This is a genomic window from Rhizobium terrae, from assembly GCF_003425685.1.
In the GTDB taxonomy this organism is placed as follows: Bacteria; Pseudomonadota; Alphaproteobacteria; order Rhizobiales; family Rhizobiaceae; genus Neorhizobium; species Neorhizobium terrae.
Genome location: NZ_QJKM01000005.1, coordinates 268,668 through 281,909, shown reverse-complemented (window position 1 = coordinate 281,909; position 13,242 = coordinate 268,668). Strand labels below are relative to the sequence as shown.

At 63.4% G+C, this 13,242-nt stretch carries 12 protein-coding genes; 6 read left to right on the top strand and 6 right to left on the bottom strand.

Features of this window, described 5'->3' with window-relative positions:
• Positions 1 to 9: 9 nt before the first annotated feature.
• From DMO26_RS11430 to DMO26_RS11415, 4 genes are read left to right on the top strand one after another with little or no spacing between them, the layout of a single operon-like run.
• A complete protein-coding gene (locus tag DMO26_RS11430; RefSeq protein WP_117192171.1) occupies positions 10 to 882 on the top strand; it encodes a dimethylarginine dimethylaminohydrolase family protein in 873 nt (290 codons plus the stop codon).
• A 2-nt stretch (positions 883 to 884) separates the two neighbouring features.
• The gene (locus tag DMO26_RS11425; RefSeq protein WP_117192318.1) at positions 885 to 1,541 is read left to right on the top strand and encodes a TetR family transcriptional regulator C-terminal domain-containing protein; all 657 of its coding nucleotides are present in this window, start codon (positions 885 to 887) and stop codon (positions 1,539 to 1,541) included.
• A 16-nt stretch (positions 1,542 to 1,557) separates the two neighbouring features.
• Positions 1,558 to 2,760 carry a pyridoxal phosphate-dependent aminotransferase gene (locus DMO26_RS11420; RefSeq protein WP_117192170.1) on the top strand — a complete coding sequence of 401 codons (1,203 nt, stop codon included), beginning with the start codon at positions 1,558 to 1,560 and terminating at the stop codon, positions 2,758 to 2,760.
• On the top strand, positions 2,750 to 4,366 hold the full coding sequence (locus DMO26_RS11415) for a 5-guanidino-2-oxopentanoate decarboxylase (protein WP_117192169.1): 1,617 nt from the start codon (positions 2,750 to 2,752) through the stop codon (positions 4,364 to 4,366). Before DMO26_RS11420 ends, DMO26_RS11415 begins: the two co-directional genes overlap by 11 nt.
• Before the next feature lie 157 nt (positions 4,367 to 4,523).
• Here DMO26_RS11415 and DMO26_RS11410 read toward each other — a convergent pair whose 3' ends face one another.
• Entirely contained in the window at positions 4,524 to 5,780 is a 1,257-nt protein-coding gene (locus DMO26_RS11410) for a DUF763 domain-containing protein (protein WP_117192168.1), read from the bottom strand.
• A 27-nt stretch (positions 5,781 to 5,807) separates the two neighbouring features.
• A complete protein-coding gene (locus DMO26_RS11405; protein ID WP_117192167.1) occupies positions 5,808 to 7,007 on the bottom strand; it encodes an aminotransferase in 1,200 nt (399 codons plus the stop codon).
• 79 nt (positions 7,008 to 7,086) lie between these two features.
• Between DMO26_RS11405 and DMO26_RS11400 the strand changes: the two genes are divergently transcribed.
• Positions 7,087 to 7,761 carry a sulfite oxidase-like oxidoreductase gene (locus tag DMO26_RS11400; protein ID WP_117192166.1) on the top strand — a complete coding sequence of 225 codons (675 nt, stop codon included), beginning with the start codon at positions 7,087 to 7,089 and terminating at the stop codon, positions 7,759 to 7,761.
• Here DMO26_RS11400 and DMO26_RS11395 read toward each other — a convergent pair.
• Positions 7,758 to 8,357 carry an NADPH-dependent F420 reductase gene (locus DMO26_RS11395; protein WP_264319356.1) on the bottom strand — a complete coding sequence of 200 codons (600 nt, stop codon included), beginning with the start codon at positions 8,355 to 8,357 and terminating at the stop codon, positions 7,758 to 7,760. The genes DMO26_RS11400 and DMO26_RS11395 overlap by 4 nt on opposite strands.
• Positions 8,358 to 8,469: 112 nt before the next feature.
• Between DMO26_RS11395 and DMO26_RS11390 the strand changes: the two genes are divergently transcribed.
• The gene (locus tag DMO26_RS11390; protein WP_117192164.1) at positions 8,470 to 9,402 is read left to right on the top strand and encodes a LysR family transcriptional regulator; all 933 of its coding nucleotides are present in this window, start codon (positions 8,470 to 8,472) and stop codon (positions 9,400 to 9,402) included.
• A 51-nt stretch (positions 9,403 to 9,453) separates the two neighbouring features.
• Here the strand turns inward: DMO26_RS11390 and DMO26_RS11385 are convergent, their stop codons facing one another.
• The 3 genes from DMO26_RS11385 to DMO26_RS11375 are packed head-to-tail and all read right to left on the bottom strand — an operon-like array spanning position 9,454 to position 13,231.
• Entirely contained in the window at positions 9,454 to 11,742 is a 2,289-nt protein-coding gene (locus DMO26_RS11385; protein WP_117192163.1) for a xanthine dehydrogenase family protein molybdopterin-binding subunit, read from the bottom strand.
• On the bottom strand, positions 11,739 to 12,734 hold the full coding sequence (locus DMO26_RS11380) for an FAD binding domain-containing protein (RefSeq protein WP_117192162.1): 996 nt from the start codon (positions 12,732 to 12,734) through the stop codon (positions 11,739 to 11,741). Before DMO26_RS11380 ends, DMO26_RS11385 begins: the two co-directional genes overlap by 4 nt.
• A complete protein-coding gene (locus DMO26_RS11375) occupies positions 12,734 to 13,231 on the bottom strand; it encodes a (2Fe-2S)-binding protein (protein ID WP_117192161.1) in 498 nt (165 codons plus the stop codon). The genes DMO26_RS11380 and DMO26_RS11375 overlap by 1 nt, the downstream gene beginning before the upstream one ends.
• Positions 13,232 to 13,242 lie beyond the last annotated feature (11 nt).

Genomic DNA, 13,242 nt, shown 5'->3' with positions numbered 1-13,242 from the left:
GGAGACCTCATGACCGCCTACGGCTCTCAGGCCATGTCGACGCCCCTCCTGCGCGTTCTGATGCGGCGCCCGGGCGACAGCCTCAGAAAGGCGAATTCCGCTGAATGGCATTACGGCCCGGGCTTCGACGCCGAAAAGGCGATCCGCCAGCACGCACAGTTCAGCGGGCTGATCGAAAGATCCGGAGTCGAGATCATCTGGATGGAAGATGACGGCGACGGGCTTGCCGACTCCATGTTCACCCATGACCCTTCGCTGATGACCGACCACGGGGCGGTGCTGTTGCGGATGGGCAAAACGCTGCGCGCCTCCGAGCCCGACTTGCATGAAAAGGCCTACGCCGCAGCAGGTGTGCCGGTTCTTGGCCGCATCACGGCCCCCGGCACCGTCGAGGGCGGCGATTGCGTCTGGGTGGACCGGTATACGCTGGCCATCGGTCGCGGTGTGCGCACCAACCAGGCTGGCATCGACCAGCTTTCGGCGATACTGAAGCCGATCGGCGTCACCGTGCTCGGCTTCGACTTGCCGCTCTGGCAGGGAGTCGAGGCCTGCCTGCATCTCATGTCGGTGATCAGCCCGCTCGCCGAAAAACTGGCACTGGTGCATGCACCGCTGATGCCGGCCGCGCTCTACATGATGCTGCGGGAGCGCGGTTATACGCTGATCCATGGATCGGAGAAGGAATTCCACGAGAGTTTCGGCCTCAATCTCAACGTTCTTCCCACCAGCCCCGGCCACGTGATCATGGTCGATGGTTTTCCCATCACCAAGGAATTGATGGAAGCGCATGGCTGCGTGGTCGAAACATTCGAAGGCGACGCGCTCTGCATCGCCTGCGAGGGCGGACCGACCTGCCTGACCCGGCCGGTCCTGAGGAGATGACGGTGAACCGCCGCTCCTATCACCGTGCCAGCGAGGCCGAGCGGCGCGAGGATCTGATCGCCGCCACGCTGGACTGCATTGCCGAATTCGGCATCCAGGGAGCCACGGTGCGCCAGATCGCTACTCGCGCCGGCGTCACCGGAGGGCTGATCCGCCACTATTTCGCCGGCAAGGACCAGATGTTGCAGGCAGCTTACCGCAAGGTCATGACCGGCATGACCGAAACGGCGATCGCGGCGGCTATTGAAGGGGAAAACGCCAGGTCGCGCCTACGTCGTTTCATCGTTGCTAATGTGACGCCACCGGTCACCGACCCGCGCACGCTGTCGCTCTGGGCAGCCTTCATCAGCCATATCCAAACCGATCCGACATTTGCGGCTGTCCATCGCGAAAACTACCTCGCCTTTCTGGAGGCGCTTGAAACCCTGCTCACCGCCTTCTTCCGCGAGGAGAAGCGGGCGGTCGGCCCGCAGGAATGCCGCCGCCACGCGATCGCGCTGAACGCGCTGGTCGATGGGCTCTGGCTTGAAGGAACGCTGGCCGCAGATCTCTTCGCGGACAGGGAACTGGCGGAAAATGCCCTCACCTCCGTCGAGGCGCTGCTGCGCCTGGCGCCCGGCGAGCTTTCCGCCGAACAGCAACAAAAAGAACAACGATAACAAAAGGACGAAGCCGATGCGTTATGCCTCGATCACCGACCGTCTCGCCCATCTCGGCTCCGGCCGCTGGGCGCTTCACCTCACCGCCCGGCGCATGAAGGGCGCCGGCGAGGATATCATCGAGCTGACCATCGGCGAGCCGGACGTCGCACCCGACAAGGCGCTGCTCGACGAGGCCGCCCGCGCCATGTATGCCGGCCGCACCCGTTATTCCAACGGCCGCGGCGAACCGCCGGTGCTGAAGGCGTTGGTCGAGAAATATTCGAAGCGGCGGCCAGGCGTCACCGAACGCAATTTCCTCTGTTTTCCGGGCACCCAGACCGCACTTTACGGCGTCATGACGGGCCTGGTCGAAGCCGGCGACGGCGTACTGGTCGGCGACCCGCTTTATGCGACCTATGAAGGCGTCATCGCCTCGACCGGCGCACATATGATTCCCGTGCCGCTGCGCCCCGAAAGGAAATTCCATCTGCAGGCGGACGACCTCGAACGAGCGATCACGCCGGAGGCTCGCGTCCTGTTGCTCAACACGCCGCATAACCCGACAGGCGCCGTCCTCAAGGCCGCCGAGATCGCGGCGATCGGCGAAGTCTGCCGCAAGCATGATCTCTGGATCGTCTGCGACGAAGTCTATGAACAGCTGATCTTCGAAGGCACGGCCTTCGCTTCGCCCTTCGATATTCCGGAACTCGCCGAGCGTACGATCGTCGTTTCGTCGATCTCGAAATCCCACGCGGCACCGGGTTTCCGCAGCGGCTGGGCCGCCGGGCCGGAAGAATTCTGCGAAAGGCTGCTACCGGTTTCCGAAACCATGCTTTTCGGCGTGCAGCCCTTCATTTCCGACATGACCGCCATGGCATTGACGCAGCATTTCGATACTGCCGACGTCATGCGTGAAAACTACCGCCGCCGGGCCGCGATCGTCGAAAAAGCCTTTGCCGGCAGCAATCTGATCAAGCCGATGGCGCCTGAAGGCGGAATGTTCATCCTGCTCGATGTCACCGCCACCGGCCTGAACGGCGAGGAATTCGCCTGGGAGCTGCTGCGCGAGGAAAAGGTCGCCGTCATGCCTGGCACCTCCTTCGGCGACCAGGCCGCCGGCTTCCTGCGCATCTCGCTGACGGTGCCGGAGGATGTCGTTGCGACCGCTATGGGCCGCATCGGCGACCTGGCGAGCCGTATCGTCTCGCGCAAGGAGGCCCCCTTGCATGTCCGATAGGCTGAAGACGGTCGGCGAAACGTTGATCGACCTCCTGGAGGTCAACGGCGTGGACGTCGTCTTCGGCATTCCCGGCGTCCACACCGTCGAGCTTTATCGCGGCCTTGCCGCCTCAAAGATCCGCCACGTCACGCCGCGGCACGAACAGGGCGCGGGCTTCATGGCGGACGGTTATGCCCGCGTCAGCGGCAAGCCGGGCGTCTGCCTCGTCATCACCGGGCCGGGGCTGACCAATATCATCACGCCGATGGCGCAGGCCTATCAGGACTCCGTGCCGATGCTGGTGATCTCCGGCGTCAACGCCCGCGCCACGCTCGGCCACGGCCGTGGGCGCCTGCACGAACTGCCGGACCAGCGCGGCATGATGGCGACGCTGGCGCTGATGTCGCACACGCTGCACGAACCCGAGGACCTGGCCGACGTCATGGAGCGCGCCTTCGCAATCCTGCGCTCGGGCCGGCCGGGGCCGGTGCATATCGAAATCCCGATCGACGTCATGGCTGCGCAAATAAAACCTCCGCGCCTGCGCAACATCGCGCCCCCCCGGCCGCGTGCCGATGCGGCGACGATCGACGTGGCCGCCTCCCGCTGCCTTTCTTCACGAAAACCGGTCATTCTGGTTGGCGGCGGTGCCGTGCCTGCCGCAAAGGATATCCTGGCGCTCGCCGAACGGCTCGATGCGCCGCTTGTGACGACGACCAATGCCCGCGGCGCTTTCGCCCATTCTCCGCTCTCCGTGCCGGCAAGCCCGAGCCTCGGATCCGTCCGCAGGCTGATCGCCGAGGCCGATCTGGTTCTCGCCTTCGGCACCCAGATGGGCCAGACCGATTACGACATGTATGCCGACAGCGGCTTCCCCGAACTCGACAGCCTGATCCGTATCGACATCGACGCCGCCCAGCTCGCCCGCGGCCCCAGGGCGGTGCTTTCCGTTCTCTCCTCGGCGGAAAACGCGGCAGCCGACCTCTGCGCAGCCGTCGGCGCGGGCAACCGACTGCAGTCCGGCGGCGCCGTGCGTGCCGCGCAAGCGCGGGAAGCGGCCCAGGCCGAACTCACGCCGAAAATGCGGGTCGAGATCGGTATTCTTGACAAGGTTCGCGATGCGCTGCCCGGCGCGATCATCGTCGGCGACAGCACCCAGGCCGTCTACGCGGGCAATCTCTACTACGAAGCCGGCCGTCCGCATGGCTGGTTCAATGCCGCGACAGGCTACGGCGCGCTCGGATATGGCCCGCCGGCCGCCATAGGCGCAGCGATTGCCGAGCCCGATACCCCCGTCGTCTGCCTTACCGGCGATGGCGGGCTGCAGTTCACGTTAGCTGAAATCGGTTCGGCGAAGGATGCCGGCGCGAACGTCGTCTTCCTTGTCTGGAACAATGACGGTTACCAGGAAATCGAGACCTACATGCTCGAAAACGGTATCGCGCCGGAAGGTGTCAAACCCTCCGCACCGGATTTCCTGAAGATTGCCGAGGCCTTCGGCCTGCCGGCGGTGCGGCTTGCCGATGTCGGGGAACTGCCGGCCGCACTGCAGGGATTCCGACGCCACAAAGGGCCGTCGCTGATCGAGATCCACCAGACGAAGACTATCGGCGCAACGGCCTGAGCCGCACGCCCAAGGAGATGCCTAACTCTCGGTGCACGGAAGATCCTGCACCGCATCCCAGGACTGGGATCCAGTGAGCCGCTTCATCGCGTGTCCTTTTTCGCGGACCTTTTCGCGTAAAGGCCGGCGTCCGATCGCATCTGAAACCGTTCCCGGATCAGCCGCTGCACTTCTCGATACCTTGCGGCGGCGGCTCGAAACCGAAGACGCTGCGGCCACCCCATTCGTGCGAATGGCGGTATTCGCCGGCAACGATTTCCTTGAGATCGGGGCCGGTCACATATTTTTCCATTTGCCGCGCCTGATCATCCAGCCGTTTGAGCGCTTGCATCTCCTCCTCGCGGCCAAGCCTTGCCTTGCCGACCGCTGATTTCATCACCCGGATCGTTTCGTCATAAACCTTGATCGGCACCGGAAACGGCTCGCGGTCCTTGCCGCCATGGGCGAGCGAAAAGCGCGCCGGATCGGAAAAGCGGCACGGCGCGCCATGCACCACTTCCGCCACCATGGCGAGCGCCTTGACGGTGCGGGCGCCGACGCCCGGCATCAATAGAAGCTGCTCGAAATCCTCCGGTCCGCGATCAGCTGCGGCAGCGAGCGTGCCGTGCAGTCGCTTCATGTTGACGTCCTCCTCTCGGACATCGTGATGCGCCGGCATGATGAGATGCGGCAACATCGGCTGCGCCAATTTCTTGGGCTTCAAAGACGGATCGAGCGCGATCACCTCGCGGACGATGCGATCCGGCCCGAGCGTCGCCAGAAGATCGAGTTGGCCCTTGCGAGAGGCATCGGCGCGGTGGTCTGCGAGATTGACGATCTCGCCCTGCCTGCGTCCCTCGATCGCCGCATGCGGGGAATCCACGAAACTGGTGATGCCTTCCGACAGCCAATGATAACGCCGCGCCTGCCGCCTGTCGCCGTTCATGCCCTGCTGCACCACCACCCACTTGCCATCGTCGGTGACGATGAAGCCGTGCAAGTAGAGGTCGAAACCATCCTGCACCGCCGCGCTGTCCACCTTGGCGACGAGCCGGCTGGTATTTGCCAGGCCACTGCCGTCGATGCCTACCCGGTCTCCGATGGCGATCAGTTCGTCCGGTGTTTTGCGCGAGTTCTGGCCGCGGCCGCCGCAGACATGGACGCCGAGTTCGCCGGCCATCGGCGTCAAACCGCGTTTCAATGCGCCGATGACACTGGTGGTGATGCCCGACGAATGCCAGTCCATGCCCATGACACAGCCGAAGGACTGGAACCAGAAGGGATGCGCCAGCCGCCTGAGCAGCTCGTCACGGCCATATTCGATGATGATCGCCTGCGTGATGATCGCACCGAGCCTGGTCATGCGCTCTCCGAGCCACCGGGGAACCCGGCCGCCGTGCAGCGGAAGATCGGCACTGCCTGCTCTTTGAACCATGGCCCGCTTATATACGGGCGATCGGCTTTACGACAGGGAAAAGTTCTTCAAACGTTCTTCCAGAAGCGCGATCGTCGGCACGTCCGCATTGGCGAAGGCGAAACGCAGATAGTTCTGCTGGCTTTCGCCGAAATAGGCTCCTGGAATACAGATGATACCCGCCTCTCTGGCGAGCTTTTCCGCCACTTCCGCCGAGCCCTTGCCGGGAAAGGGATGGCGCACGAAGGCGAAATAGGCGCCGATCGCATCGAGTTTCCAGTCGTTCGCGGCGCGCATCACAGCCTTCAGTGCATTGGCCCGGCGGCCGATCTCCTGCCGATTTTCCTCCCGCCAGTCTGCCAGAATCGGCAACGCCTTGGCGACGGCACCCTGGGCGGCGCGAGGAGCGCAGATCTGCAAGTTGTCCATGATCTTGGCGATCTGCTGGACCGCCGCTGCACCCGCCGTGATCGCGCCCAGCCGGTGACCGGGAATGCAGAAGGATTTGGAAAAGCTGTAAAGGTCGATCAAGGTTTCCTGCCAGCCGTCGAGGCTGAAGAGCGTATGCGGCGCCATTCCTCCCTTAGCAGGGCCGGCGGCGGGCATGAAATCGCGATAGGTTTCGTCGAGGATCAGCCAGATGCCCTTCTCGCGGCAGAGCTTGAAGATCGCTTCGAGCAGCGACGGCGGATAGATCGCCCCGGTCGGGTTGTTGGGAGAGACGAGCGCCAGAGCCCGGACCTCCGGAGTGATGGCCGCCTCGATGCCAACGAGGTCCGGCAGAAAACCGTTCTCTGCGGCACAGGGCACGAAAGCGGTCTTGATGCCCAGCATGGCAAGCGTGGTTTCGTGGTTGAAATAGAAGGGTTCAGTCATCAGCACCGTGCTGCCTGGACCTGCGACCGTCATTGCGGCGCAGACGAAGGCCTGATTGCAGCCGGAGGTGATATGGATGTTTTCAAGCCCGAGCGACGCGCCGTAGACCTCGGAAACATGCTCCGCATAGACGCGCCGCAGTTCCGTCTCACCCTCGATCGGCCCGTAGCCGGTGAAGGTTGTCGACGATGCCGTTTCGCCGAGCAGTTTCAGCATGTCCGGATGCGCCGGATAACCGGGCACCGCCTGCGAAAGATCGATCAGCGGCCCCCTCGATCCGTCATAGGCACGCCCCCAGGCGGCGACGGAGGGCACCGGCGGCGGCGAGAGCTTTTCGACCAAGGGGTTAAAACGCGGATTGAAGGCGGGCATCGATATATCCAGGCAGAACGATTGATTGGCCTCCTTGTTTAACAGATTATCTGCAAACGCAAGGACATGAGGATCGCATATGGCCGACGAAATCCAGCCCCCGGGCAATACACCGGATTCGAAGCTTACCGTCACCAAGCGCAAATGGGCCGAACAGGGCAAGTTCCTGACCGGCCGTACCACCCGCCCGGAGACGGATCGCCTGCCGCCCGGCCAGCATCTCGTCAAGAACTGGCCGGTACTCGATCTCGGCCAGCAGCCGAGCGTCACGACCCAGCAATGGAAGCTCGACATACGCGGCCTCGTCAACAACCCGAAGACCTTTGACTGGGCCGCTCTCCAGGCCTTGCCACAGAGCGAGATGCGCTCCGACATCCACTGCGTCACCACCTGGTCGCGTTACGACAACACCTGGAAGGGGGTTTCCACCCACGACTTCCTCGATATCGTCGATCCCAAGGACGAAGCGGTGGCGGTGATGCTGACGAGTTACGACGGCTACACCACCAACCTGCTGCTTTCGGATTTCGCCTCGCCGGATGCGATCCTCGTCACCCATTGGGAAGGCCAGCCGCTGACCGAGGAGCATGGCGGGCCGGTACGGCTTGTCGTGCCTCACCTCTATTTCTGGAAAAGCGCCAAATGGCTGAACCGGATCGAGTTCTTGAGCCGCGATCAGGCCGGCTTCTGGGAAAAGAACGGCTATCACATGCGCGGCGACCCTTGGGTCGAGGAACGGTATTCGGACGACTAGCCGAACTTCACCAGATTGAGCCCCGGCAGCGGCCCGCCGGGGAACTGCGCCAGCCTTGCGCCCACCGACAGCACGCCGAGATCGATGCCTGAGAAACCGAGCTTGTCGATAAGGGCCGCAACATCCGCCTTCGCTGCGATATCGTCACCAGAGTAAAATGCCACCCGCCTGCCACCTTCGGCGGCGGGGTCTGCTTCAAGCAGTTTCGCGAAGAGATGGTTGAAGGCCTTGACCACGCGGGCGCCTGGCACGAGATCGGCGAAGACTTCGCTCGAAGTACGGCCATTGAGTTCGGCCAATTGATAGCCCGGCATCACCACCGGATTGTTGGCATCAATGACGATTCTGTTATTCCAGGCCGGCAGCCCCGACAGCGCCACCGGCAGATTGCCCCAGGGAACGGCAACCAACACAATGTCGGCGTTGGCGGCATTTTCGACGGTACCCGCGGAAATCCAGGGTGAAAGCTCCGTCGTCAACGCTTCGAGCGAGGCGGCGCCGCGGCTGTTCGCAATGGTTGCGCGGATGCTGTTGCGGGCAAGGATGCGGGCGAAAGCCGTGCCGATATTGCCGGCGCCGATGATACCGATGGACATTGTGCTACTCCGTTTCGTGTTCCGATAACCGAGATATCGTGTCTGGATCATGCCGCAATAACCCCATAATAATGCGGATCATCTTCAAGCATCCATTGAAAATGATCCGCTGATGGAAAACCTTGCCAACCTCGATTCCTTCATCCGCAGCGCCGAATTCGGCAGTTTTTCGGCGGCCGCGCGGCGCCTGTCGCTGACGCCCGCGGCCGTCAGCCGCAATGTTGCGATCCTGGAGAAAAAACTCGGCATCCGCCTCTTCCAGCGCAGCACAAGAAAGCTGGCGCTGACCGAAGCCGGAGAACGTTTTCTGTCCGAGATCCGCGATCACGTCGAGGCGCTTCAGGCGGCCATCGTCGGCGCAGCTTCGCAAGGCCCGGAACCGGCCGGCCTGCTCAAGGTCAGCATGAGCCCGCATTTCGGCGCCGACTATATCCTGCCGCTCCTGCCGGACTTCCTGGCTCGCTATCCGCTGATCCGCCCGGAATGGACCTTCGAGAACCGACAGGTGGACCTCATCGCCGAGGGATATGATGCGGCGATCGGTGGCGGGTTCGAACTGGCGGCCGGCACCGTCGCGCGAATCCTTGGGCCAGCGCATGTCGTCGCGGTCGCCTCCCCGCGATACATGAAGGACAGGCGCATGCCGGCCGACCCCGCCGACCTCGCAGGTTGGGACGGCATCTACCTGCGCTCCTCTAATACAGGCCGCATCCGCCAATGGGTCATGCCCAGGATCGACGGTGAAGAGGTGCAGACATCGCTTTCCGAAAGGATTGTGATGAACGATCCTGCGGCGATGGTTCGCGCCGCCCGCCTTGGTCTCGGCGTCTCTATGATCACGGTTCCGGACGCGTTGCCGCATTTCCGGAGCGGGGAACTGATCCGATTGTTACCGGACTGGTATGCGGATATCGGGCCGATATCGATCTATTATGCCAACAGGACACTTTTGCCGGCAAAGACGCGTGTCTTCGTCGACTTCGTCACCGAGCACTTCCGCAAGGAAAAGCTCGCCGAACGTTTCGACGGGCGTCCGCGCGCCTGAACATGCAGAAGCAGACGCGGCGCACCCGGTTAAACCGGATGCGCCGTTTTCTCAGATCAGCTTTTCCAGCGTGATCGGCAGGTCGCGGACGCGTTTGCCGGTGGCATGGAAGACGGCGTTGGCGATGGCCGGCGCGACGCCGACAATGCCGACTTCTCCGACCCCCTTGCCGCCGAGCGCCGAGGCGCCGTAGTCTGGTACGCCAACGGAAATCACCTGAATGTCCGGCACGTCGGCATTGGTCGGCACCAGATAGTCGCCCATATTGTTGTTGACCGTCCGGCCGTTGCGCATGTCGACGAGACCCTCTTCGAGCAGCGCCTGGCCGATGCCCATGATGATGCCGCCGCGCCACTGGCTTTCGACCATGCGGGGATTGTAGAGACGGCCGCAATCGAAGGCCGAGACGATGCGGGAAACCCGTACCGTTCCAAAGTCCTCGTCCACCCGCACTTCCGCAAAATGGGCGCACCAACTGTGCATGGAATATTCGCCCATGGTCGGCCCCTGGACCTTCGCCATGGTCGTCCAGGCCTGGTGATGCTCCTGGGCGCTCGCGCCATCCGGCAGCGTGTTGCGGCGGGTTTCGATTTCGTCGCGGCCGAGCGCCGCCATCAGTTCCGGTAGGCTGAGCGATGGTCCCTCGCCGCGCGGCACGGCAATCCGCCCTTCGCTGAAGGTCAGTGTATTGGCGCCCGTATCGCGCAGCGGCGAGTTTTCGTCGTTGAGCGCGAGGCCGATCAGTTCGTCGCGGGCGGCCGTGGCGGCCTTGTGGACGGCGCCGAGGATGGAGCCTGCCAGCATGGAACCGCCGGCGATCGCCGAACCGGGCAGCCGGGAATCCCCGAGATGGACTTCGACCTGATCGACCGGGATGCCGAACACTTCGGCAGCGGTCTGGGCAAGCACCGTGTAGGTCCCCTGCCCCATGTCGATCGCGCCGCTGACCACTTCGACGCGGCCGTTCGCGAGAACGCGGATCAGGGCTTCGCTCGGAGCCTGGAGAACCGGAAACGTGCCGCAGCCGATGCCCCAGCCGATCAGCGTCCTGCCGTCACGCATCGAGCGCGGCGCGTGGCTACGCCTCGACCATCCGAAGGCTTCGGCGCCTTCGGTCAATGCCTCGCGCAACCGGCGTGTCGACCAGGGTTTGCCCGACTGATAGTCGTGGTCGGCATAATTCTTCAGCCGAAGTTCGAGCGGATCCATGCCGAGCTTGTAGGCAAGCTCCTCCATGGCGCTTTCGATGCCGAAGGAACTGGGATTCTTGCCGGGGCCACGCAGTGCGCCGGGTGTCACGGTATTGACCGGCACGACGCGATGTTCGGAGGAGAAGTTCTCCACCTTGTAGAGAATCGGCGTCGCGGCGCCGGTCTGCTCCGGCCAGTCCGCATAGGTAGAGGTTTCGCTGGCGCCGCGATGGACGATCGCCTGCAGGATGCCGTCTTCGGTGGCGCCGAGCCTGATCGTCTGGCGGGTCGCGGCGCGGCCGCCGTAGTTGGTGAAATTCTGCGGACGGGTAAGCGCAAGTTTTACCGGCCTGCCAAGCTTGCGCGCGGCGAAGGCAGCCACCGCCCCATGCGCGAGCGCCGCACCCTTGGAGCCGAAACCGCCACCGATGAACGGCGAGATCAGCCGGACATTCTCGTAGGGGATATCGAACCATTCGGAATAGGTGCGCGCCATGCCGTGCGACCACTGGCTCGGCTCCCAGACGGTGATCTGGTCGCCGTCCCATTTCACCGTGAGGCCATGCGGCTCCATGGCGACGTGATATTCGCGCGGTGTGCTGTACGTGCCTTCGATTTGAACCGGCGCGGCTGCGAGCGCTGCTTCGGCATCGCCCCAGTTGAAGACGAGGTTGCCCATAAGCTTGCCTTCGCCGGCATTCGGATCGTCGAGGCTGGCGACGTGGGGCGCTTCCTCATAGGTGATGCTGACGAGCTTGGCGGCTTCGAAAGCCTGTTCGCGGTTCTCGGCCACGATCGCGACGATCGGCTGGCCATTGAACTGCACGTGACGCGGCAGAGGATAATAAGGTTGATTTTCCGGCCTGTTGCCTCCCCAGTCCGACGCAACCGTGAAGCCGAGATCGTCCTCGGGAGTCAGAACCAGAAGCACGCCCGGCGCGGCGCGCGCCGTTTCGGCATTAACGTTCAGCACGCGGCCCGCCGGGATGGTACTCTGCACCAGAACCGCATGCGCGACATTCTCGACCGGATATTCCAGCGCATAGGTCGCGGCACCGGTAACCTTGAGGCTGCCTTCGAAACGGGTCTGGCGGCCTCCGACGACGCCGTCGGAAGCGTCGCCATGTTTGCGGGGTGGCATAATGGTCATGCGAGACCTCCAACTTTCAGGCCCAATTGCTCGATTGCGCGGGTGATGACGCGCGGCGCCAGTTCGATCTTGTAATGGTTGCCGCCTTGGCTGACGGCCCCCTCCATGGCGAGGCTGCTGGCCTTTTCGACGGTCTCCGCATCGAGAGCCTTGCCGACAAGTGCCTGCTCGACGGCACGGGCTCGCCAAGGCTTGGTGGCGACACCGCCGAGGGCTACGCGAATATCGCGGACCGTTCTGCCATCCGCTTCGAATTCGAGGCCGACCGCGGCACTCGCGGCCGCGAACTCGTAGGATTGCCGGTCGCGGACCTTCAAATAAGTTGAATTTCGAGCAGCGGCAGAAGCCGGAATACTGATGGCAGTGATGATGTCACCCTTTTCCAGCACGGTTTCCCTGTCGGGCGTATTGCCGGGAAGCAGGAAGAAATCATCGACTGGAACCCTTCGGCTGCCGATTTCGACGGTCGCGTCGAAAGCGACAAGCGCTACCGCCAGATCGCCGGGATAGGTGGCGATGCAGGCATCGCTTGTGCCGAGAATGGCATGGTTGCGGGTCACGCCGCCGATCGCCGAACAGCCGGAACCGGGATTTCGCTTGTTGCAGGCCGCAAACACGCCCGGTTCGCGGAAATAGGAACAGCGGGTCCGCTGCAGGAGATTGCCGCCCATCGTCGCCATGTTGCGCAACTGCGCCGAGGCTGCGAGCGACAGGGATTCCGATACCGCCGGAAATGCCGCCTTGATCTCGCGATGGTCGGCGACCTCGCTCATCCGGGCAAGCGCACCAATCGTCGCGCCGCCTTCATCGACGGCGATACCGTCAAGACTGGAGAGATGAGTGATATCGACGACCGTTTCGGGCTCGGTCACGCCGCATTTGGCGAGATCGAGCAAGGTCGTGCCGCCGGCAAGCAGCACAGCGCCGGCTTGAAGCGCAGCCTTCTGGGCGTCATCGGCGGACGTGGCGCGGAGATAGGAAAAATCGCGCATCAGGCCACCTCCATCTTTTCCTTCACCGTCGCCTGCGCTGCCTCGCGGACTGCCGCGACGATGCTGTTGTAGGCTCCGCACCGACAGAGATTGCCGGACATGTATTCGCGGATTTCCTCGTCGGATCCCGCATGGCCTTCGCGGATGCAGGCAACCGCCGACATGATCTGGCCCGGCGTGCAGTAACCGCATTGGAAGGCGTCGTGCTCGATGAAGGCGGCCTGGACCGGGTGAAGATCGCCGTTCTCCCCGGTTATGCCCTCGATCGTCGTGATCTCCCGGCCCTCGACCTGGGCTGCGAGCGTCAGACAGGAGAGCACGCGCTTGCCGTCGACATGGCAGGTGCAGGCGCCGCACTGCCCCTGGTCGCAGCCCTTCTTGGTTCCGGTCAGCGCCAGATGCTCGCGCAGTGCATCGAGCAGAGTGACGCGCGGCTCGACGTCCAGTTCGTGCCGCCGCCCGTTGATATCGAGCGAAAGATGGATGGTTCGTGTCATGGATCAGGCTC